13 protein-coding genes are annotated in these 23,472 nt (G+C 52.9%); 12 read left to right on the forward strand and 1 reads right to left on the reverse strand.

Annotation, left to right across the window (positions count from 1 at the left end; genetic code table 11):
* The first annotated feature begins 202 nt into the window (after positions 1–202).
* The 5 genes from MKY74_RS18345 to MKY74_RS18365 all read left to right on the forward strand — a co-directional run bounded on the left by MKY74_RS18345 (position 203) and on the right by MKY74_RS18365 (position 13,379).
* Positions 203–6,451: an S-layer homology domain-containing protein gene (locus MKY74_RS18345; RefSeq protein ID WP_076166841.1), complete on the forward strand. Its 6,249-nt coding sequence runs from the start codon at positions 203–205 to the stop codon at positions 6,449–6,451.
* Between the two features lie 273 nt (positions 6,452–6,724).
* Positions 6,725–8,446, forward strand: coding sequence for a TerB N-terminal domain-containing protein (locus tag MKY74_RS18350; protein WP_076166838.1), 1,722 nt, complete (start codon positions 6,725–6,727; stop codon positions 8,444–8,446).
* A gap of 5 nt (positions 8,447–8,451) precedes the next feature.
* Entirely contained in the window at positions 8,452–9,771 is a 1,320-nt protein-coding gene (locus tag MKY74_RS18355) for an ATP-binding protein (RefSeq protein WP_076166834.1), read from the forward strand.
* Complete coding sequence (locus MKY74_RS18360; protein WP_076166830.1) at positions 9,768–11,969, forward strand: DEAD/DEAH box helicase; 2,202 nt, start codon at positions 9,768–9,770, stop codon at positions 11,967–11,969. Before MKY74_RS18355 ends, MKY74_RS18360 begins: the two co-directional genes overlap by 4 nt.
* Before the next feature lie 24 nt (positions 11,970–11,993).
* Positions 11,994–13,379 (forward strand): hypothetical protein, encoded by a 1,386-nt coding sequence (locus MKY74_RS18365; RefSeq protein ID WP_076166826.1) that lies wholly within the window; start codon positions 11,994–11,996, stop codon positions 13,377–13,379.
* Positions 13,380–13,555: 176 nt separating this feature from the next.
* Here the strand turns inward: MKY74_RS18365 and MKY74_RS18370 are convergent, their stop codons facing one another.
* Positions 13,556–14,101, reverse strand: a complete 546-nt coding sequence (locus MKY74_RS18370) for a TetR/AcrR family transcriptional regulator (protein ID WP_076166823.1) — start codon at positions 14,099–14,101, stop codon at positions 13,556–13,558.
* Positions 14,102–14,270: 169 nt separating this feature from the next.
* Between MKY74_RS18370 and MKY74_RS18375 the strand changes: the two genes are divergently transcribed.
* The 7 genes from MKY74_RS18375 to MKY74_RS18405 all read left to right on the forward strand — a co-directional run bounded on the left by MKY74_RS18375 (position 14,271) and on the right by MKY74_RS18405 (position 23,464).
* A complete protein-coding gene (locus tag MKY74_RS18375; protein ID WP_076166820.1) occupies positions 14,271–15,188 on the forward strand; it encodes an alpha/beta hydrolase in 918 nt (305 codons plus the stop codon).
* A 166-nt stretch (positions 15,189–15,354) separates the two neighbouring features.
* Positions 15,355–16,371 (forward strand): NAD-dependent epimerase/dehydratase family protein, encoded by a 1,017-nt coding sequence (locus MKY74_RS18380; protein WP_076166816.1) that lies wholly within the window; start codon positions 15,355–15,357, stop codon positions 16,369–16,371.
* Position 16,372: 1 nt separating this feature from the next.
* Positions 16,373–17,461 carry a dihydrodipicolinate synthase family protein gene (locus MKY74_RS18385; RefSeq protein WP_076166813.1) on the forward strand — a complete coding sequence of 363 codons (1,089 nt, stop codon included), beginning with the start codon at positions 16,373–16,375 and terminating at the stop codon, positions 17,459–17,461.
* Positions 17,462–17,724: 263 nt separating this feature from the next.
* Positions 17,725–19,347 (forward strand): extracellular solute-binding protein, encoded by a 1,623-nt coding sequence (locus MKY74_RS18390; RefSeq protein WP_076166810.1) that lies wholly within the window; start codon positions 17,725–17,727, stop codon positions 19,345–19,347.
* 22 nt (positions 19,348–19,369) lie between these two features.
* Positions 19,370–20,299 (forward strand): ABC transporter permease, encoded by a 930-nt coding sequence (locus MKY74_RS18395; RefSeq protein WP_076166808.1) that lies wholly within the window; start codon positions 19,370–19,372, stop codon positions 20,297–20,299.
* The gene (locus MKY74_RS18400) at positions 20,293–21,156 is read left to right on the forward strand and encodes a carbohydrate ABC transporter permease (RefSeq protein WP_076166805.1); all 864 of its coding nucleotides are present in this window, start codon (positions 20,293–20,295) and stop codon (positions 21,154–21,156) included. The genes MKY74_RS18395 and MKY74_RS18400 overlap by 7 nt, the downstream gene beginning before the upstream one ends.
* 43 nt (positions 21,157–21,199) lie before the next feature.
* Positions 21,200–23,464, forward strand: a complete 2,265-nt coding sequence (locus MKY74_RS18405; protein ID WP_076166803.1) for a helix-turn-helix transcriptional regulator — start codon at positions 21,200–21,202, stop codon at positions 23,462–23,464.
* Positions 23,465–23,472 lie beyond the last annotated feature (8 nt).

Consider the following 23,472-nt stretch of genomic DNA (forward strand, 5'->3'; position numbering starts at 1 on the left):
ACTGCAGGCTTTTGCTGTAGTCCTTTTTTTGCTGCTCAAGTGTAAAAAATATGCCTTCATCGCTTTACCCGACTGCAAATTTAATGAGATTAATGATCCCTTTACATTCCAATGACATGGCGTAAATAAAAACTCACTACACTGAAGTATGCATACATCAGGATGCAGACAACATTTCATGAGTGAAGGAGAGACTTACCCATTGAAGAGGACTAGTAAGCTGCAGCGCAGCGTGTCCGCCGTGATGCTTGGCAGTATGCTGATCAGCGCAGCAGCACCCGTCAGCTATGCAGACGGCCTGAACGGTCAAACGGCACCTGTCGTTACGGCGGAGCCGGTGAACGATCCCACCGCCCCCGCAGCAGACAACAGTACAAACACGGAGACTCCGCAGGAGGGTCAGGAAACGCAAAATACGCTGCAGATCGCTCATCAGGCACCTGCTGAAGTTTCGGCCGATCAGGATTTGACGGTGAGCTCAGTCATCACAGGAACAGCCGCGGCTGGTTGGTCAGGTGTCGTGAATTATGCGGTGGACGGGAACGCCGAAGCATCGGTACCGTTGGTACAGGTCGAGGGCAAGCAGGATACATACAACGCAATCATTCCAGCAGAAGCGCTAAAGGGCACGATTCTGAATTATTCGATAACACTGCTGGACGAGCAGTCCAAGGTGCTGCAGACAATCGCTTATAGCGCGCCTATTAAGGGCAGTGAAACAGAATCAGGCACCGGGCAGGATACGGTAGCGAATGTTTCCGCGGCCGGGCTTCCGCTGCTGATTACCGAGATGGTTCCGGATACAGCCAACGTGGCTGGTGTTTCAGCAGATGCTTACGAATATGTCGAAGTTTATAACAACACGGACCAGAACATCAATTTCAAGGACTATTCTTTCTTTTACAATAATAAAGACAACTGGACGCCGGTCAGCGGCGAGGATATGATCATTCCTGCGCACAGCCCGGCAGTATTCTGGATTATGAACGACAGCAACAAAGCCGAGACCGAGGAAGCGTTTAACGAAAATTACGGAACGAGACTGGTGGAAGGACAGAACCTGTTCCGGATCAACGGCGGCGGTGGCATGGCCAATGGCAGTGCCAGAACACTGTCTATTAAGGATAGCACAGGCAGCATCATTGTGACGGCATCTTATGAGGCCCAGCACGTCAAGATGAATCAGGGAATCCTGTTTCAGCACCCGGCGGAAGGCAGCGTGCAAATGGCGGTGATGCCTGCTTCCGGACAAGTCCCGGCGACACCGGGAACGGTGGGCTCCGCACAGCTCGTTCCGGTCGAGGTGCCGGAAGGAAGCGAGACGGTCATCACCCATACGCCGCCAACGTCCGTCGAAGTGAAGGATCTCGAGGTTCAGGCGCATGTCGAGAATCCGGGCAAGAACAGTGACGGCACTCCGGCGCCTGTTCAACTCTTTTACAAAACGCCTGGCCAAGCGAGATACACGGTGATCCCGATGGCGGACGCTCAAGGTACGGGCGATTATAAGGCGACCATTCCAGCCGCGGCGCTGGTTGAGTCCCAAATCGATTACCGCATCGCAGCCAACCAGACGGAGAAAGCATACTCCGCCAAGGTGAACCTGCCCGAATTTGACCCGGCTAAGGCACCTCCGCTGCTGGTCACGGAGCTTGTCCCGAATACTACGAACGTGTCAGGGACGTCGACAGACGCATATGAAACGATTGAAGTGTACAACAATACGGACCAGCCGGTATCTTTTAAAAACTATAAGCTGTATTACCGCTACCCGGATAAAGGGGCGGCCGGTGATGTCGTATGGCCGTCGACGAAGGAGGACTTTTTCATCCCTGCCAAGGGAACGGTCGTTTTCTGGATCAAAAACAGCGCCAACCAGTCATACACGGCGGAACAATTCAACGATTTCTACAAAACGAATCTGGTAGAGAACCAAAACCTGTTTATGATTCAGAGCGACGGGATGTCCAATTCCGGGCGCCGCGCGATTGTCATTAAAACGAATACCGGCAAGGAAATTTCGGCGGCTTATTATGACGCGGATACCTTGTACGAGAACGGCACCAAAGGCGACGAAACCAAGGAAAATATGGGGCTGCATTATGCTTACCCACAGAACGGCAGCACGACGATGATCAAGGCAAGCACCGGGACACAAGCGGCATCGCCAGGATCGGTAGCGGCCTCTCAAGTTCCAAGCGAGCCGGTCCATCAGGAAGAGGACAACAATCCTCCGACGATCGAAGATGTAACGAAGGTTAAGGAAATCGAACAGTCGAATAGCCTCGAGCTGATCGCCGATGCGCAGGACGACAAGGAAGTCCGGTCCGTTCAGGTGTACGTGCGCTCCGACAAGCAGAGCGATTATACATTGCATAATCTGTCCGAGGACTTCAACGATACGATGTACCACTACAAGCTGTCCTCTGCCGAATTGATCGGCCGAAAATACATCGAATATTATTTTGCTGCGTCGGACGGCGTAAACGAAACGAAAACCGATCCGGTCAAAGTAGACGTTACGGGTGGACCGGATTCTTCTCCACTGCGGCTGAACGTGAAGGACCAACAGATCATTAAGGGGACAAGCACCATTAAAGGCACGGCCGAATCCCTAGGATCGGACAGACTGCAGCTGAGCATTGACGGCAAACCGGTTGCGGTTGGAAACACGTTCACCCAGCTTGAGCATGACGCTTACTTTGTTTTCGATGCGGTCAATGTCGACTACTACTTCAAAAATGCAGTGACGATGGGACCGGCAGAGCTCGGAGACAAATCGATCCTGTATACGTTCCTGGACCCGATCACTACGTATACGACGCTTTCGTTCCCGATCAGCGCCGATCGCCTCAAGGCGGACGAGGACAATATCATTTATGTTCGCGCCGGTTCCAAAACGGGCCCGTTTGACGACCGTCCGGAAGAGAACAAGGACGATTTTGAGATCAAGAACGTAAGGCTCGTGCTGGCGGACGGAACCGAAATCTGGGATCCGGCCTATGGCGTTAAGGATCAAGTGATCAAAATGGGGGATTCCGCCGGGAAAAACGAGTCTGTTGGGTTCAAGTTTAACCTGACTGCCGACCAGCTAAAGTCCAAGGCTTACGCCTGGAACACGCTCGAAGCGGCAGACGGCCCGCACGAAATCAAAGTGTCGGACGGAACGGATGAATATAAGGCTGCCGTCATCGTGGATAATACGCCTCCAGAGGTCAAGCCATCGATCGAAAACGGCAAGGAATACCGCGGCGAGTTTACGCTGGATGCCGAAATCGAGGACGCTTATGCGGGTGTGGACAAGGTTGACGTGAAGCTGGACGATCAGAGCATCAAGCTTCCGTATCAAACTTCGTCCGGATCGCTGAAAGGCGGAGAACATTCGCTGACCATACATGCGGTGGACAAAGCGGGCAATGAAACCACACGGACCGTAAAATTCATAGTGCCGGACGAGAATCCGCTGGCTCCGGAATTGGTCAGCCCGCAGCAAGGGCAGACGAACGTGGGAAGCAGCGCCAATCTGACCGTCATGGTGCAGGACCCGAGCCAGGACCCGATGAATGTGCTCTTTTACAAGGGGTATAAATACGACGGCAGCCGGACGGAGGACTTTACAGGGTACTTGAACGCTTCGGTGACCGAGCCTCCGAAGGAAATGGCTCCTACAGGCGAAACGCAAATGAATCCGGGAGATTACGCCAAAATCAATGCGGAAGACGGCAAATATTTGGTGAACGAGTCGGTAGACAAGTTCCCTTACCAGCGATTCGAAGTGAAGCTTGACCCATCCGTGAAAGCGACGGACCGCGTGGATATCCACTGGAAAGGAAAGTCGCTCGAAGGCCGCAAGGTCAGCCTGTATGCCTGGAGTCCTTCGCAGAGCAAATGGATCCAGCTTGATCATGTGATCGCCGGAACCGAAGACTTTGAGCTGAACGCAACCGTGAAGGCGGGAGATTATGCGTCCGGCCGAGCGATCGACGTCATGGTACAGGACGAAATCGCGGCGGCGGAGGGTGCGGCCGCAGGCACCAAGCCTTCGCCGGAGCAGGAAGATCCTTACGACTTCTCGTTCGTCTGGATGTCCGACACCCAGTACTATTCGCAGAGCTATCCAAAAATTTATCAGGATATCGTCAACTGGATCGCTGCCCAGAAGGAAAAAATGAATATTCAATACGTCATTCACACGGGCGACGTCGTCGACAAGTCCTATGAGGAGTATCAGTGGGTCGAAGCCGACAAGGACATGAAGGTGCTGGAGAATGCCGGCATTCCTTACGGCGTACTGGCCGGTAACCACGACGTGGGCCATCAGGACAACGATTATACGAAGTTCAAAGAGTATTTTGGGGAAGACCGGTTCAAGAACAACTCGACGTTTGCCGGCTCCTATGACAACAACCGCGGTCATTACGACCTGGTATCTTCGAACGGAAACGACTTTATCATCGTCTACATGGGTTGGGGTCTCGGGGACGACGAAATCGAATGGATGAAAGAAGTGGTGTCCAAGTATCCGGAACGCAAAGCGATCCTGTGCCTGCATGAGTACATGCTCGTATCGAATAACCGCGCACCGATTGCGGACCAAATTTTCGAAAAAGTCGTGAAGCCGAACAAGAATGTCATCGCTGCGCTGTCCGGGCATTATCACGACGCGGAGCTGAAAGTGGATGAGCTTGATGACAACGGCGACGGCGTGCCAGACCGCAACGTCTATCAGATGCTCGCCGATTACCAGGGAGCGCCTGAGGGCGGGCTGGGTTACATCCGTCTCATGCAGTTCGATATGAAGAACAACAAGCTTCACATCAAAACGTATTCGCCATATTTGAACGATTATAACTACTATGATCCGCAGGAAAATCCGGGCAAAGACGAGTTTGACCTGGACCTGGATCTCCAGCCGAAAACCAAGCAGGTTGCGACGGATTACATCAGCGTTAAAGTGTACACCGATAGCGAAATCGGAAGCAGCCGTGAAGTGGCCAGCGGGTCCCAGGCATCTGCGTTATGGAACGGGCTGCCTGCGGACAGCTACAAGCAGTGGTATGTAAAAGCGGAAGACGCGCACAGCGGCAGCACGCTCTCCGATATTTGGGGCTTCTATACCGGGAAAAACAATTCCGGCAACCCTGGCGGGGGTAACGGAGGAAACAACGGTGGAAACAACGGGGGCGGCAGTGGAGGCAACGGTGGCGGAAATGGCGGCGGAACAACGCCGTCACAACCGGGCAACGGAAACGCCACTTCCCCTGAAACACCTTCTAATCCGGGAACAGGCGGCAATAAGGGAACCGTGGTGCTGAAGCCGGGCACGAACGGAAGCTATCAAGCCGATGTGAAGGCATTGGACCAAGCAATGACCGAAAGTACGAATGGCAAAATCGTCATCACGCTTGACGGAGCGAACGGCCAAGGACAACAGGCGGCTTCCTTGTCCCTGCCTGCAGCCAGCGTGGCCAAAGCCAAACAAAACGGTTTGTCGCTGATCGTTTCCGGACCTGACATGACGGTTACGGTGCCTGCGGCATCTTGGCCGGGCTCGCTGACCGATGCACAGCAGCTGGTACTGCGTATGGATGCGACGATGAACAGTACAGCCAGCCAAGCTGTACGAGATGCCATGGGATCCCGATCCGACTATAGTCTTGCCGGACCGGTATACACAGTTAAGCTGGTCAAGGTCAATGGTCAGGCGGAATCCGAGATCCAGAATCTGAGCGGCCCCGTGACGGTTGAGGGTAAGCTAACCCCTGAGCAGCTGCAAAACCTGGATACCGATTACGCTGGGGTTTATGAGCTGGGCAGCGGCCAGCCTAAATATCTTGGCGGGCATTTCAGCGGTGGAACGGTCAGCTTTACGGCAGATCACCTTGCTCCGTTCGCTGTGCTTGAGTATCATAAACAATTTGCGGATGTGAATGGCTCCTGGGCGGACGAATACATCGGCAAGCTGGCGGCCAAATATCTGGTTAACGGAATCGACGAGGGCCGATTCGGGCCTAAGCTGAACGTCAGCCGTGCGGATTTCCTCACACTGGCGATGCGAATGATGGGCACCACTTCGCAAGCTTCGGGAAGTTCGGCCTTTACGGATGTCCCGGCGGACAGCTATTACGCCGGCGCGGTGGCTGAGGCAGCAAAACTCGGACTCATCCAAGGAAGCGGCGGCAAATTCAGACCTCAGGATCCGATCAGCCGCGAGGAAGCTGCGTCCATCGTGGTGAAGCTGGCCAAAGCGGTGAACTGGAACGGCGAATCGGCTGCATCCAGCAGCTTTGCCGATATGCAAAACGTATCCGGATGGGCGAAGCAGGCTGTTACAGAAGCCGGTCAATTCGGTCTGATGAACGGTAAAGGCGGCGGCAAGTTCGATCCGCAGGGTCAAGTCACCCGCGCAGAAACAGCGAAAATGATGTACACGCTCATCGCGCAAAAATAGCATGTCTAAAAAGAGGGGGAAAGCGGCGGTTAAGCCTTCCTGCCTGCCGCAAGCCGGCGCCAGAAATTTTGGCGCCGGCTTGCGTGCGTTTCGATTCCGGCCTTGAAACCGGCGAACGTGCGTTCTATAATCAACACATACAATGAAATTGAAATTCCATAAAGTTTCGGGGCTGCCATGATATAATATTTTTAATTCATGATGTTAGTCTTGCAAATCTAGATAGACTGGTTCGGATTTAGTTTGGAAATCACCGGTTAGGGATGGATATACTTGAACAATAACGATAGAGGACCCATTAAATTTACGGAAATCGACCTGGGCGGAGATGCCGGTGAAGGCATGCGCATTCCCGTCCGGGATCCAGCGGCCATCACTCCGTCGAAATCCATAACGTTTAGTATGGAGAGCCGGGAGCAGGCCTTTGCTGAGGAAGCGCTTGGAAGAGCGGATGAAGCTGGCGATCCGGCCCCATTTGTTCCATTTATGAGCTATTGGGCGACTTATCAGCAGATGACCGAGGCTCAGCGGAAATGGTATTTTTACTGGAGGAGCGAAGTGCGGCAGGGTCGTTATCATCAGACGGATCTGTCCTATGTCTTCATATACGTTTATGAGCTGATTCATCAAGTCGGCTGGACCGATCCCAGGGAAGGATACAGGCTGCTGGATGAGATTTGGACGGCTTACCGGGACAAGTTTCCCAGGCTGGATCATTATTTAAAGGAATGGACCGCCGACTTTGTGCTTATTCACAAGCTTGATATTCCGTTGGTTCATATTACGCAAAAGGCGGGAAGCTTGCTGTCCCATGAGCTGATGGATTTGGAGCTCGTTCGTTTGTTCCAAGACAAACCGCTGCAGATTCCGATGGAATTGCTGCTTATTTTAAGCGATTATGATGTTCAGGACAGCAGGTTTTATGTGGAAGCGGGCCAAGAGGATTTAGATTATCATATTCCGCGGATCGTATCGCTGGCTGCCGGTTATTTGCGCGAAAAGGAAAACGATCAATGGAAGGAATTGTTTGCACCGGATATTCCGCCAAAAACGACTGAAAGGTATTTGTTCCACAGAGCGGTGTACGATGCCCGTTTGTATGGACGTCTACTTCCGGTGACCACCATTCCGATCCGCAACCATGCTCCACTGCGGAGCTGGGTGACGCAAATTATCCGGTACACGGAAAACAAGCTGCGGGAACACCGCGGATTTAAGGGACGTCTAAGAGGTGTAGAAATCGCACCATCGGTCGAGCGTCTAGTGGAGCTTTATCTGAAGCGTGAGCTGACCGGCCGCCAGGAGGACAGACCGGCGATTGTGATCGATTCGGACAAGCTCGCTTCACTGCAGAAGGACACCGAATATGTCCGTAGCATGCTCACCGTTGAAGAACCGGGCACGACAGAGGAGAAAGACGAGGAAACGGTTGCCCCTGCAAATAAGTCGAGCGCCGTCTATTCGGATCCGTCTGGTGAAGGATTGACCATCCATCCTGTCGTTGCTCTTCATTCTGAAGAGTCTAGGGAACCTGCAAGCGTTCCGGAGACGGATCCCCGGTTGGAGTTGGGGTCTGGCCAAGTATTGGTTACAGATGTAAGCTCCGATCAGGAACCTGCCCCCATAACGGAAACGGATCACAGTCCGGAACTTCTGGCAGACGATAATCATGCAGCAAGTACTGATTCGGGGCCCTCAGAATCCGTCGAAGCGACGAATGCCGACTCGGCAGCTTGGGACACCTCCGGGCTGGATGAGGAATGGGTCCGCTTTGCGGAGATGCTGGCACCATACCAGCTGGAGGCGCTGCGTGTTTTGACAGGATCGACTCCGAATGCGGACTTAAACCAAGTGGCTGACCGTCACGGGACGATGCCCGGTTTGATCATCGATGAGATTAATGACTTGGCCATGGAGACGATCGGCGACCTGGTCATTGACGGGGACCGAATCGCCCAGGAATATATGGATTGCTTTGAGAACTTGAAAGGATGAAACGAATGAATGAAGAGAAGATACCCAAAAGGCTGACCACTGCGCTCGTGAATTCATTGACGGCGGGCGTCGTGCCCCGCGTAGGGCTGGAGCATGTCGCCGTGGGACGCCGGGCCGAAGTGGACGCCATTCTAAGGGATATGGACAACATCGCCGAAGGAGGAACGGGCTTCAAATTTATTACCGGCCGTTACGGCAGCGGAAAAAGCTTTCTGCTCCAGACCTTCCGCAATTATGCCATGGACCGTGACTTTGTCGTGGCGGATGCCGATTTGTCTCCAGAACGGCGGCTGGTGGGAACGAAAGGCCAGGGATTGGCCACGTACCGAGAGCTGATGTCCCATTTATCTACCCGCACGCGGCCGGACGGGGGAGCTTTGGAGGCTATCCTCCAGAAATGGATCGCCGGCCTGCAGCAGTCCGCGATGCAGGAGAAGGGACTCCGTCCGAATGACGCTGGACTCCATGAAGAGGTGGAGCAGCGGATTTTCACGGTGACTTCGCAGATGCAGAGCCTGGTGCACGGATTTGATTTCGCCAAGGTACTGTCCGTCTACTGGAACGGATATAAGCTGGGAGACGACGACCGTAAGCAGGCAGCACTGCGCTGGCTTCGGGGTGAAATTCCGACGAAGACGGAAGCGAGGCGCGAGCTTGAGGTGGGCGTGATCATCGATGACGACAACTGGTACGATTACATGAAGCTGTGGGCGGAGTTTACGGCAAAAATCGGATATAAAGGACTGCTGCTCTTCATCGACGAAGCGGTCAATTTGTACAAAATTACAAACAGCGTTTCCCGGCAGAGCAACTATGAGAAGCTTCTGACGATGTTCAATGATACGATGCAGGGGAAAGCCGAGCATCTCGGCATCTTTATCGGGGGAACGCCCCAGTTTGTGGAAGATGAGCGCAGGGGACTCTTCAGCTACGAAGCGCTGCGCTCCCGTCTGATCGAAGGCCGGTATGCGGGAAGCGGCTTTGCCAATTACTCCGGACCGATCATTAAGCTGGAGATGCTGTCGAGTGAAGAAATTTTCATCCTGCTGGAAAAGCTGACGCGGATTCATGCCATGCATTATGGATATGAGCCTGGTGTAGGCAGCGGAGAAATTATTACGTTTATGGAAAATGCGACCGACCGGCTCGGAGCGGATCAGCTGCTGACCCCGCGCGAAGTGATCCGCGATTATATGGATCTGCTTCATACCCTGCATCAGAATCCGGGAATTACCTTTGAACAGCTGGTCGGGGAGCGCAGCGTGAAGCCGGCGGATGCCGATCCGGACGAAGTCAGCGACTTTTTGGCGGAGTTCGAGCTATGAGCGGTAATCCGTTTTACAAGCTGGCCCCTTTCATTCAGGAGTATATTTACAAAAAAAGGTGGGAGACGCTTCGTCCGGCACAGGTCGAAGCGCTCAACATCTGCTTCGATACGCGCAATCATCTGCTGATCGCGGCCGGTACGGCTTCCGGCAAGACGGAGGCCGCCTTCTTTCCGGCCATGTCCGAGTTGCACGAGCGGCCGGCGAAATCTGTGGGGATTTTGTACATTGGACCACTCAAGGCGCTCATTAACGACCAGTTTGAGCGGATGAAGGACCTGCTGATCGAATCGCGGATCCCGGTATGGCACTGGCACGGCGACGTATCTCAGGCGGAGAAAACGAAGCTGATGCGAAATCCTTCGGGCATTCTGCAAATTACCCCCGAGTCGCTGGAAGGGCTGCTGATGAACCGTCCGAATGCGATCCCGGCGCTATTTCAGGACCTCAGGTACATCATTATTGATGAGGTCCATGCGTTTATGGGTGCAGACCGGGGGATTCAAGTGCTGAGCCAGATCACCAGGTTAGAGCGGATGGCGGGCTGCCGTCCTAGACGAGTGGGCTTGTCCGCCACTTTGAGCGACTACGATTCGGCGACCGCCTGGCTCGGTGCGGGTAGTCCCGAGCAAGTATCCGTGGTCACATCGCCGGGCGGCCGCAAGCTGCGGCTTCGGGTCGACCATTTTTCGTTTCCCGATGCGAGGGACGAGGAGCAGGCGGAGCAGCTGCAAAATGCACGCAAAGCGTACTACGAGTATATTTACGAGACGACGCACCTGAAGAAAGCGCTGATTTTCACGAACAGCCGGTCCGATGCCGAGCTGACGACGCTGGAAATGCGCAGAGTCGCGGCCAGACGCAGCCAGCCGGACGTCTTTTATGTGCATCACGGCAGCATTTCAGCCATGCTGCGGGAGGAAGCCGAGAGCGCGCTGAAGATCGGGCCGGGTCCGGCCGTGGCGGCGGCAACGCTGACGCTGGAGCTGGGCATTGACCTGGGAGAGCTGGAGCGGGTGGTACAGCTCGGCGCGCCGTACAGCGCCTCCAGCTTCGTCCAGCGGCTTGGCCGGTCCGGACGCAGGGGCGACTCCGCTTCGGAAATGCTGTTTGTCGTACAGGAGGAAGTAGATGAAGAAGCACCGCTTCCGGCCAGAATGCCCTGGACCCTGCTTCGAGCCATCGCGGTCATTGAACTCTATGTGCACTATAAATGGGTGGAGCCTCATGATATCCGCCGGATGCCTGTCGGGACGCTGTACCACCAGACAATGAGCATGCTGAAGAGCATAGGGGAATGTGAACCCGCCGAATTGGCGCGTGCGGTCCTTACGCTTCCTTCGTTTAAACATGTGACACCTGATGAGTTCAAAGTGTTTCTCAGCTACCTGATCCAGACCGACCACATTCAATGGACCGAAGAACAGACCCTCATCATCGGGCTGACGGGGGAGAAGATCGTGAATAACTACCGTTTTTATGCGGTGTTTAAGGATGACGAGGACCACGTCGTGTATAACGGCTCCGAGGAAATCGGCTCCATCACGACGGTACCGCCGCCCGGTTATTGCTTCTCCTTGGCCGGGAAGCTGTGGAAAGTGGTGGAGGTGGACACCAAGCACAAAGCTGTGTATGTGAAGGCGGCCAAAGGCAAGGTGGACACACTGTGGCTGGGATCGGGCGGCGACATTCACACGAAAGTGATGCGGAAAATGAGAGAAGTGCTTGCCGATTCCACGATTTATCCGTACTTGTCGCCACAGGCGGTGAATCGTTTGGAGCGAGCCCGGCGCCTGGCTAGAGAAAGCGGACTGCTCCGCGATATCGTCATTCCGGCCGGCGGCGATTCGCTCTTTGTGCTGCCGTGGGTCGGCAGCAAGCAGTTCCGCACGCTGGAACGGATGCTGAAGCACCACTTGGCGGATCGCCTCTCCCTGAGATCCATCGTGCCGATGGAGCCTTACTATATGGTCGTCGCCGGCAACAGCGATGCCGGGACGCTGATTCAGGAGATCGCGGCCGAATGCTCCCGGTGCGGCGAAGAACAGCTCCTCGCTCCGGAAGAAGCCCCGTACCTCGGGAAGTACGATGAATTTGTCGCTCCGGATCTGGTTCGCCGCGCGTTTGTCGTCGATGGGCTGGACCTCAAAGGGCTGAGAGAAGGAATATTGGGAGAGCCAGCGGGGTTTTCTTCCTAATGGATACGAACGGGGGGACAAGAATTGCCAGCTAACCAGGAGAATCATTTTTATCAACGTCTGCAGGCCGCTCATCAGATCCCGATCGGGATCATCGGACCTAAACGTTTGGTTGAACAGATCCTGCGCGTGATCGAGACGTTTCCTTCTTTTGAAGCCGTTCCCCGGGTATTTGAGGATGCGGCGGAGGCGTCCATGCTGGCGGAACGGTTAGCCAGTGAGACGGAGGTGCTGCTCTTGTCCGACCCGTTGTCTCACAGGAAGGTCAAGGAAAACCCACGGGTAACCGTCCCAGCCCATTACGTACCGTTAACCGATGCGGGCCTCTATAAGGCGCTGTTCGCGGCGCATCAGCGGGGCCTGCTTGACCGGGGAATCTCGGTGGATACGCTCACCGAAACGATGGTTCGCAGAGCGTGCAGGGATTTAGGGGTGACGGATGAACGGTGGAACGTGTATGACGGTCCGGTATATGCGTCGCCGGATAAGCTGATTGCATTCCATCAAGACGGATTTGAGTCCGGCGGATGCTCCGTCGTTTTTACAGGACAGCAGGCAGTGGCTCAGCGCTTGGAGGAAAGGGGCATCCCTTCCGAGTGGCTGCTTCCCTCCGATCAAGACATCGTCGTCGCGCTCGAACGGGCGCTTCTGTCAACGGAGACCCGGCGCAGCAAAGAGTCCCAAATCGTCGTCGGGATGATCAACGTCGATCATTTCGAACGCGTAGCCATGCAGCGGAGCAATGAGCATGAGGTTCAGAAGCTGAAACTGGACATCCACCGCATGGTGCTCGACTATGTGGAATCGCTGGACGGATTTCTGGCCCACCAGGGAGGGGACGAATACCTTTTCTTTACGACGCGGGGCATCTTCGAACGCGAAAGCGGCGGATACAAGACGATTCCGCTGGCCAAAGATGTGAATACGACGCACGGCATCTCGCTGAGCATCGGGATCGGCTTCGGCCGTTCGGCCAGTCTGGCCGGCACCCATGCCCGAACCGCGATGCGGAAGGCGAAGGAGGCAGGAGGGAATGCCTGTTTTATCGTCAGGGAGGACGAGACGCTGATCGGACCGCTCGAAATGGCCGATCCGGTCCGGGAGGTGCTGTCTTTCACCGATGCGGAGCTGATGAAGCATGCGGTGGATGCCGGCATGACCAGCGCGTATTTGAGCCGACTGCTTCATAACCGGGCCAAGTACGGCCAAACCGATTATAAGGTCCATGAGCTGGCGTCATTGCTCGGCATTACGGTACGGAGCGCGCATCGGCTGCTGCTGCAGTGGATCGATCATGGGCTGGTGGCCATTGCCGGCATGGAGAAGGTGCCGCGCGGGCGGCCGCGGCAAATATTCAGGTTTATCTGTTTGGACAGGACTTCGCCTGAAGCAGGAGACGCGCCTGATTGAATTTTTTCAGAAAATGGTTATGAGAACAATAAGCTTTCTAAACGGGAAAGAAGATTGAATGCCTAACGAACACCAGAACGATAAATGATGTTTATCTGCGGGGAATCTTTTAAAGAAGATTCTCCTTTTTGTTTGGGGATGCCAAGGGAGCATATTTGACGATATGAACGATCTTGTTAGCCGATTAATTGCGTTTTATATAGCTGCACAACTTGCGTTGCTACAGCTTCAATATCACTATCTAATTCTCCTAATACATAGGATTCCAATACTCCCATGGTTGCCGTTCCTAAAAACTTCAAAAAAATATGCTTATCAATAATCGGAAGCGAATCCTCATTAAGTTTTTTGTCTATCTCCGCCATAGTAAAAGACAATAGCTTTTTGCGAAATGTTGAGGCACCTTCACTTTTAAACAATGCTGCAAAAAATGGTTTATGCTGCTCAAAATAAGAAAACCATAATATCGAACCTTCGATAAGCCCGATGTCTTGTTTTTGATCACATATTACTCGCAATTGTGCGATATGGTCGTCCACCATCTTGTCTAACAGATCATATTTATCAGTATAATGCAGGTAGAATGTTTTTCGGCCAATGTCAGCTTTTTCCGTAAGTTTTTTAACCGTAATTTCATCAAACCCTTCCTGAAGTAACATTTGCAAAAACGTCGATTGAATAGCTTGCCGAGACTTTAAAATTCTTCGATCTGTTTTAACCATGCAGCAGTCCTCCTTGATGATAGTACACAATAAAAACAACTTGTGTATTAGCACGCATATTGCGCGATGTGGTCATTGAATCAACAGACCCCTTATTTTAAAGTAAATATACACGAGGTGATTAATACGCACAAGTGTATATTAAATATGAATAAAGGTGGTTTTAACGGTGACAGTCACCAAAAGGAATGTGAAATTTCATGCACATGGGCTGCAAATAGCCGCGATTTTAAATGTACCTGAACTTGCTGAAGACAAGAAACAAAATCCAGCTATAGTTTGCGTTCATCCGGGCAGCAGCTGTAAAGAACAAACGGCGGGCATTTATGCAGAGAAACTTGCTGAGCTTGGGTACGTAACGATTGTATTCGATGCATCCTATCAAGGAGAAAGCGATGGCGAGCCTCGTTATGCTGAATACCCGGCTTCACGTGTTGAGGATATCCGGTCTGCGGTTGATTACTTAACGACTCTGGATGATGTCGATGAAGATCGTATTGGCGTGTTAGGCATTTGTGCAGGAGGCGGGTATGCTGTAAATGCTTCGATGACAGAACGGCGCATCAAAGCTGTAGGTGCAGTTTCCGTTGCGAATATAGGTCGAGGATATCGTGAAAACGATCCAATCCAAATGTTAGAGCAGGTTGCCCTGCAACGTACGGCTGAAGCACGTGGAGCCGAGCCTCTGGTTGTTCAGTGGATTCCTAACAGTCATGCTGAAAGAGAAGAAGCGGGAATGACTGAACTGGATCTTGTACAAGCGGTTGATTACTATAGAACACCAAGAGGTCAGAGCCCTAACTCTCCAAACAAATTGAAATTCACCAGTGTTGATTCAATCATTGCCTTTGATGCTTTCCATTTGGCAGAAACTTTACTGACTCAACCTTTGCAAATCATTGTCGGTGGTGTGCAAGGAGCGTTTGGATCATATAAGGATGGCCACGAGCTTTATAACCGAGCAGCTTCAGAGAAAAAAGATCTGTTCGTTATTGAAGGGGCAAGCCATTATGACCTATACGACAGACCAGAGCCAGTGAATAAAGCCGTTGAAAAATTAGGTGCCTTCTATAAAGAAAATCTTTAGCAAACAGCTAAATATTCAGAACCTTAGCGGTACAGGCAATGAACCTGTATCGCTTTTATTTTGCGCCAAAATCCCGCTAATTTAAAGACAATTAAAAGATTTGTCTTTATATAGGCCGAGTCTTTATGATGAAGTGGAAAACGATTGAATGGGAGGAAGAACAAGGATGAAAAGTGTAGCTGAATTGGAAGCACGGCTGGCTCAGCCGTCGGAAGCGCTCATTGCCGACCTCATGTCCGTCGACGGGGATATTCTCGTGCTGGGCGTTGGTGGCAAAATGGGTCCGAGTCTGGCCAGACTGGCCGCGAATGCGATACGAATGGGGGGCATGAACAAGAAGGTCATCGGGGTATCGCGCTTCTCGAATGAAGAGACCCGCAAGGAACTGGAGGATGCCGGGGTGACTACGATTTCGTGCGATTTGCTGAATGATCAGGAGCTCCGGCAGCTGCCCGACGTGCCGAACGTCATTTTCATGGCCGGGCATAAATTCGGAACGACGGGAAGGGAGTATTTTACATGGGCGATGAACAGCTATTTGCCCGGCAGGGTCGCCGAGAAATACCGCGATTCCAGGATCGTTGTGTTTTCTTCCGGTAATGTGTATCCCTTCACCCCGGTCGCCAGCGGTGGAGCCAGTGAGCATACTCCACCGGAACCGGTTGGAGAATATGCGCAGTCCTGCCTCGGCAGGGAGCGGATCTTCGAGTATTTCTCGCATCAGTACGGTACACCGATGGCGATTTACCGGCTGAACTATGCGATCGACATGCGGTACGGCGTGCTGTTGGAGCTGGCGAAGTCCGTCAACGAAGGAAGGCCGGTCGATGTGACCATGGGCTACGCCAATGTCATTTGGCAGGGGGATGCGAACGAAATGGCGCTGCGCTGCCTGACCCAATGCGCCAACCCGCCGCAGATCATCAACGTGACGGGACCGGAAACGATGTCGATCCGCTGGGCGGCGGAAGAGTTGGCGCGCCGTTTAGGCAAAGAAGTGGTGTTTACGGGGACGGAGGCGGATACTGCGCTGCTCAGCAACGCGTCGAAGTCCCATCAGCTGTTCGGCTATCCGCAGGTATCTCTCCTGCAAATGATCGACTGGATCGCGGACTGGGTTCGGCAGGGAGGGGCGACATGGAGCAAACCTACGCATTTTCAGGAAAGAAAGGGGAAGTTCTGATATGAAAAATCCGGAGCATTCGCTAACCGCAGAGCAAATCGCAGCGCTGCACGACGGCCTGGTCATCCCGGCCCACCCTCTGGCACTGGATGAAAACCGGAAGCTGGATGAGCGGCATCAGCGGGCATTGACGCGTTACTATATAGATTCAGGCGTAGGAGGAATCGCCGTAGGCGTCCATTCCACCCAGTTTGAAATCCGGGACCCCGGCGTCGATTTGTTCGAGCCTGTCCTTCGGATGGCGGCCGAGGAGGTCCAGCGTGCACAGCTGCAGCGTCCCTTCATTTTGGTGGCTGGCATATGCGGTCCGACCGCCCAAGCGCTCAGGGAGGCGGAAACCGCGCGGAAGCTCGGCTATGATGCAGGTCTGCTAAGCATGGGAGGACTGGCGAATTGTAGCGAGGAAGAGCTGCTGGAGCGCACACGGGAAGTTGCTCAAAAGATACCCGTCATCGGCTTCTATCTCCAGCCCTCCGTGGGCGGACGAATGTTCAGCTTTGACTTCTGGCGGGAATTGGCCGAAATTCCCAACGTTGTCGCCATCAAGATGGCGCCGTTTAACCGGTATCAAACCCTCGATGTTGCCAGGGCCGTCTGTTATTCCAGCCGCCGCGACGAAATCGCCCTGTACACAGGCAACGACGACAATATCATTGTTGATCTATTCACGACTTACCGGTTCCGGGTGGACGGTGAGCTCGTGGAGAAGAAGGTTGTCGGCGGACTGCTCGGCCATTGGGCGGTATGGACGCGGAAAGCCGTAGAGCTGCTGGAGGAAATCAAGCAGGTTCGCGATGGAGGCACCATTGCGAAAGAATGGTTGAGACGGAATGTGGAGGTGACCGACACCAATGCTGCATTTTTCGATCCCGCCCACCAATTTGCCGGTTGTATTCCGGGCATTCACGAAGTGCTGCGGAGGCAGGGGCTGATGCGAGGGATCTGGTGCCTGAATCCGGAAGAGACACTTTCTCCTGGGCAGGCGGAAGAAATCGACCGGATATATCGGGATTATCCCCATTTGAACGACGACGATTTTGTCCGCGGGCAACTGAACCTGTGGCTGGAAACGAAATCCAATCACGCGTAGAAAATGATAAAAACCTGACATCCCGAAAGCGGAGAATTTGATATATTTCTACCGATTTAGCATTTTCCACACCGCTCAAAAGCTTGATGCAGCAGCATTTTCAGCCATTTCGGTGCTCGTGGTTCGGTAAATTCCAAGCCCAAGGAAATCACGCTGTTTACCGCAGGTGGAAGCGTTTTTATGATGGGATTACCGGTGAATCACGAACACCGAAAATCGTAACACCCCCAAGATGAGCCCCAAAACATGAAGGAGGAAAGAGTATGGCAAAGAAGTGGATCAGTATGGTTGCGGCAGTCACGATGCTCATCTTCGTACTCAGCGCTTGCAGCGGTGGAAGCAAAACTTCCAATGAAGGAGCAGCACCGGCAGCGGAACCTGCAACAACCGGAGGCGCCGGAGCCGGAAGCAGCACCGAGCAGTATGGCGACACCGGCGGATTAAAGCTGCCGCTGGTTGATAAGCCGACGACGATTAAATTTATGTTGTCGAGCAACTCGGCCAAAATCGGCGACGACAAGCTGATCGTCCAGGAGCTGGAGAAGCGTACGGGGATCAAGGTCGAGTTCCAAACGTATTCCCCGCAAACGTATCAGGACAAATTGAAGGTTGTGGTGGCCTCCGGCAAACTTCCGGACATTTTTATCGGGCTGAAGCCGGCTGAACTGAAAAAAATCGGCCAGCAAAAAGGCGTAGTCGCAATCAACGAATATGCCGACATGCTGCCGAACTTCTCCAAATTGTATTTGCAGGAAAACAACTGGGTCATTAAATCGTTTGGCGACGAAAAAGGCAACATTTATACGTGGCCGATCTACGATCTTAACCGGGATGTCAATCACGGCTTCCTGTACCGGAAAGACATTTTTGACAAGAACGGCATCAAGGAATGGACAAATACAGAAGAATTCTACCAGGCTCTGAAGAAGCTCAAGGAAATTTACCCGGATTCTTATCCGTATGCTTCCAAAGGATTGGCCAACATCTTCAGAGATTGGTCCTTCGGATGGGGCATCGGTAATGGCGACAACTATCCGGCGTATTACGACGAAAAGGACGGAACGTGGAAATATGCGACGGTTCAGCCGGAGCACAAGGATATGCTTGATTTTATGAAAAAGCTGTACAACGAAGGGCTGATGGATCCCGAGTTTCTGACGGATACGCAGGATTCCTGGACGACGAAAATGACGACCGACAAATCGTTTGTCACCTGGGATTGGATCGGCAGACTCGACTTGTTCTACAACCAGGTGAAGGACAAAAATCCGGATTATGATTTAAGATACGCCAACCCGGTCGGCCCAACGGGCCATGTCAGAACCCTTCCGAAAGTATCCGACTTCAGCATTGCGGTCGCCAACAACAAGAACAAGGAAGCGGCGCTTAAACTTCTCGATTACCTCACCAGTCCTTCGGGCGGCGAGCTGATGACCGTCGGTGTGGAGGGCGTCAACTTCGAATGGGGGCAGGACGGCCGTCCGGTGTATCCGGAACTCAAAGATCTCCCGCTTGTCGATATCGGTGTGCTGGAAGACCGCTATGGCATGTGGCTGGAAGGAGCTTACCTCAGACCGGATAAACGCAGCGTGTACTATAAGTTCTCCGAAAAAGAACAGGAAGCCCAGGACAAAATCATGAAAGAGGACAAGAGAGAACCGATGGATCCGATCCTGAACTTCACCGATGACGAAATTTCCACGATGGCGGAGCTGCAAACATCGCTTCAGAAAGCGGCAGAGGAATTCAACGCCAAATATATTCTGGATAAATCTTACGGCGACGCACAGTTCGAAAATTTCAAGAAGCAAATCGCCAAGCAGGGCCTGGACGACCTGATGAAAATTTATAACGATGCCCAAAAACGTTACGACGCGGCGAAATAAATCAATGAGGATTTGAAGACTTATGAAGAAACCGAACAAGGGACGTTTGACCGAAACGCTGAAGCACATCCGGCGGGACCGTGAACTGCTGCTGCTCTTTATCCCGTGTATTCTCTTTTATATCATTTTTCGCTACGGTCCCCTATACGGCTTGATTATCGCCTTTAAGGATTACAGCGTATTCTCCGGCGTGATGGGCAGCGATTGGGTCGGCCTGAAGCATTTTGTTAAATTTTTCAGCAATCAGGACTTTTGGATGCTGTTCCGCAATACATTGCTGCTTGGATTTTACACGCTGATCTTCGGCTTCCCGTTCCCGATTCTGCTGGCGGTCCTGCTGAACGAGGTCCGGACCAAATGGTTTAAAAAATCGGTGCAGACGCTCAGTTATCTGCCGGCGTTTTTGTCAGTCGTCATTATCAGCAGCATGATCATCGACTTCCTGTCGCCGACGAACGGACTGCTGAACCAGCTGCTGGCTGCGTTCGGCTTTGAGAAAAAGTACTTTCTCGTCGATCCCGGCTGGTTCCGTCCGATCTATGTGATCTCCGAGATCTGGAGCACGATCGGCTACGAGTCGATCATCTACCTGGCCGCGATTGCGGGAATCAATCCGACGCTGTATGAAGCGGCCCGTGTTGACGGCGCATCCCGGTTTCACATGATCCGGCACATTACGATTCCAGGTCTCATGCCGACGATGCTCATTATGTTCATCCTGAAAACAGGCTCGATGATCCGAATCGGCTACGAAAAGGTACTGCTGCTGTACAATCCGATGACCTACAACGTGGCCGACGTCTTCTCGACATATGTGTACCGGAAAGGACTGCTCGAATCCAATTACAGCTATGCCGCCGCGGTCGGCATGTTTGAAGCGCTGGTGGCCATGACGATGCTCCTTGGCGCAAACGCAATCAGCCGGAAGATCGGAGGGAAAGGGCTATGGTAGGAGAACGCAAAATATCGGTCTTCAGCATCGTCAACGCCCTGATCCTGGCCTGCATCGCGATTGCGACGCTCTATCCGGTGCTCTACATCACGGTCATTTCGTTCAGCGACACGGCTTCGGTCATTCAGGGCAAGGTATTCCTGTTTCCCAAAGGCTTTAATCTCGATGCCTACAAAGAAGTGCTGAGCAACAACACGATTCCCAGAGCTTATCTGAATTCCATTTACTATACGGCATTGGGTACCTTCATCAATCTGCTGTTTACGGCGGTGGCTGCGTATCCGCTGTCCCAGCCCAATTTCTTCGGGCGGAGGGTGTTCATGCTGGGGATCATTGTCACGATGTTTCTCAATCCCGGCATTATCCCCACATACATCGTCGTTCAGAAGCTGGGACTGACGGATACGGTCTGGTCGCTTGTGCTGCCAAACGCGATCTGGACGATGGAGCTGATCATACTGAAGAGCTTCTATGAAAATATGTCGTCGCAGATCCGTGAGGCAGCCCTCATCGACGGCGCATCGGAGACGCGGATTCTGTTCAGTATCGTCATTCCGCTTTCCAAGCCGGCGCTGGCATCCATCGGCCTGTTCTTTTTCATGGGCCACTGGAACAGCTTCTTCCTTCCGCTCATTTATTTGAACGACAAGGAGATGTATCCGCTTCAGGTGGTCCTGCGCGATATGCTCATTTTTAACAGCGAAAATGATGCCGGACTCGTGGACCGGGCGGCCCTCGCACCGCAGGCGGTCAAGAACGCCACAATCGTGCTGTCGATGATTCCGGTGCTGCTGATCTATCCTTTTGCCCAAAAGTATTTTGCCAAAGGGGTCATGTTAGGTTCCGAGAAGGGTTAAGCGGACGGATGTGGAATAGTTGTCATCATGAGAGGTGACGCCAATGAATCGGCTGCTTGCAAACCGGGGACTACTGCAAATCTTCTGCTCTCTGCTGTTAGTCATCATGATCATGTCTGCATCAAGCTATGTCGTTTACAAAAAATCCATTTCCGGCATCTATGACAAAGTTACGCAAAACAATCGGCTCGTCGTTAAAAATATCATCCAGGCGTTCGACAGCAGCTTTACGACGGTCAACAATCTGATTTTTACGATCCACGGACTGCCGTTTGATCCGGTCAAATCCGGAGACGGCGGCCGCATGGATATGGCGCAGGTCTATAATTTGCAAGATAATCTGGCATCGCTGATTTCTTCTGTCGATTATATCGAAGATGTCATCGTTTTTTACGACAACCAGGATCTGGCCATTACGGCTAATGGAACGAGCGACATGAAGCTGCTCTTCCAGAACAAGTACAGACACGATACGTACAATGCCTCGTACTGGCGCAGCTTTTCCAAATCCAAACGTCCGTTTACGGTATTTCCTTCTTCCGATTACATGATGCAGACGGAAGGGTCCAAACCGCAAAGCCGGCAGCTCATCGCCGTCATGGACGGCAACAAATACAGGCTGTCGGATAAAAACGTGATTATTCTGATCAATGCGGAAAAGCTGCTGCAGCATGTGAACATGTCCTCCATGATTCCGGGATCGTCCATGATCGTGCTGGACGGCGACCGGAAAATCGCGCTCAGCACGGAAAAAAACTGGGACCTGGTCGAAGTGCTGAACGACGTCTATTTTAGCCAGTCTCAGGAAGACTCGCTGACCCGCGGTGACTTCGAGTATCATGTGTACCAGTCGGATTATAACGATTTCATTTACATTGATAAGATGCCTTATCAATTCCAGAATATCGATACCGTGGCCAGCGGCAGCCGGATCATTATGGTGATCGCCATTGTGAGCGCGGTGCTGCTGTCAGGGCTGCTCAGCGTCTATCTGTACCTGCCGGTCAAAGGCATTCTTCAGCTGTTCGGAGAGGGCCGCGTCAAAGGGAATGACTTTCGGAAAATCTACAGCGGCATCGTCAAAGTCCAGCGCGAGAACGAGGCGCTAAGGCAGCGGATGGAGAGAGCCGAGGCCGATATGTGCAGGAACGCGTTCTTCCGGGTGCTGGAAAGCCAACGCTCCAGCGACATCGCGCGGGATGTGCTGAAGTATGAGCCGTTTTTCTTCCGGGACCGCAGCTTTGTGATGGCATCCCTTGATTTGAGGCTTTCCCAGAAGGGGGATCGTTCTCATCCTGCGATGGAGCCCCGGCAAGTGACTGAGCTGCTTCGCAAGGAACTTGGCAGCATGGCGGGTGCGGGCTATACGGCAGTGTTTCACCAGCGGGAGATGCAGTTTCTTATCCTGCTGGGCATACCGCAAGGCGGCGACCGGCAGACGGTGATATCCGGCTGGGCTGCCTTCATTCAGGAAGCCAACCGCGATGTGCTGCCTGGATATGTGCTCCGTTCCTTTGTCAGCAAGGATTATGAGGCTCATGTCCCGAATCTTCTGTCCTCTTATCAGGACGTCTTGAACGGGATGCTCTACAGGAACGTACAGGATGAGGCGCAGACCGTGATCGATACCGCGGCGGTACAGTATGTGGGTGACGTTTATTTTCCACTGGAGAAAATGGATCATTTGGCCCGCTGCCTGACGGCCGGACTGACCGAGGAGAGCCTCCAAATCGTGACGGACATTATTCACGAAAATGCACGCCGGAACATTCATCATTACCATCTGGCCCATGTGGCCAAAAGCATGTTCCTCTATCTGATCAAGCCGGCCAAAGCTACGGCGGAAGGCGATCAGGAACTGATGCAGCTGGAGTCCCGGTTCATCCGGCGGGTAGAGCAGGCATATGATCACCGCGAAATCACGGAGGCGCTCCTGGAAGTGGTGAAGAAGGTTGCCGGCAGCCGCGGCGGCGAGCCGAAAAGTAAGCTGAATCCTGCCTTTATTTCGCAGTACATCGAACTTCATTATATGAACAACCTGTACCTCGACCATATGGCGGAGGTGCTGGATACGAGCCCGAAATACTTTTCGAACTATTTCAAGAAAACGTTCGGCATCAACTACGTTGAATACCTGAATAAGGTGCGGCTGGCGCACGCCCGCGAATTTCTGAAGAACACCGATTACAACATATCGGAAATCGGGGAAAAGACGGGGTACATGAACGCGTCAACCTTTACCACGACGTTCAAAAAATACTACGGCATCTCTCCCAGCGAATACCGGAAAATGGCGGGGGAGGGGTAGAAGGAGCG

This window comes from Paenibacillus sp. FSL R5-0378 (assembly GCF_038009285.1).
Classification (GTDB): domain Bacteria; phylum Bacillota; class Bacilli; order Paenibacillales; family Paenibacillaceae; genus Paenibacillus_AQ; species Paenibacillus_AQ favisporus.

Coding starts and splice junctions, on each gene's coding strand:
- MKY74_RS18355 (WP_076166834.1), top strand. CDS start 8,452: ATGAATGAAGAGAAGATACCCAAAAGGCTGACCACTGCGCTCGTGAAT.
- MKY74_RS18360 (WP_076166830.1), top strand. CDS start 9,768: ATGAGCGGTAATCCGTTTTACAAGCTGGCCCCTTTCATTCAGGAGTAT.
- MKY74_RS18370 (WP_076166823.1), bottom strand. CDS start 14,101: ATGGTTAAAACAGATCGAAGAATTTTAAAGTCTCGGCAAGCTATTCAA.
- MKY74_RS18380 (WP_076166816.1), top strand. CDS start 15,355: ATGAAAAGTGTAGCTGAATTGGAAGCACGGCTGGCTCAGCCGTCGGAA.
- MKY74_RS18385 (WP_076166813.1), top strand. CDS start 16,373: ATGAAAAATCCGGAGCATTCGCTAACCGCAGAGCAAATCGCAGCGCTG.
- MKY74_RS18390 (WP_076166810.1), top strand. CDS start 17,725: ATGGCAAAGAAGTGGATCAGTATGGTTGCGGCAGTCACGATGCTCATC.
- MKY74_RS18395 (WP_076166808.1), top strand. CDS start 19,370: ATGAAGAAACCGAACAAGGGACGTTTGACCGAAACGCTGAAGCACATC.
- MKY74_RS18400 (WP_076166805.1), top strand. CDS start 20,293: ATGGTAGGAGAACGCAAAATATCGGTCTTCAGCATCGTCAACGCCCTG.
- MKY74_RS18405 (WP_076166803.1), top strand. CDS start 21,200: ATGAATCGGCTGCTTGCAAACCGGGGACTACTGCAAATCTTCTGCTCT.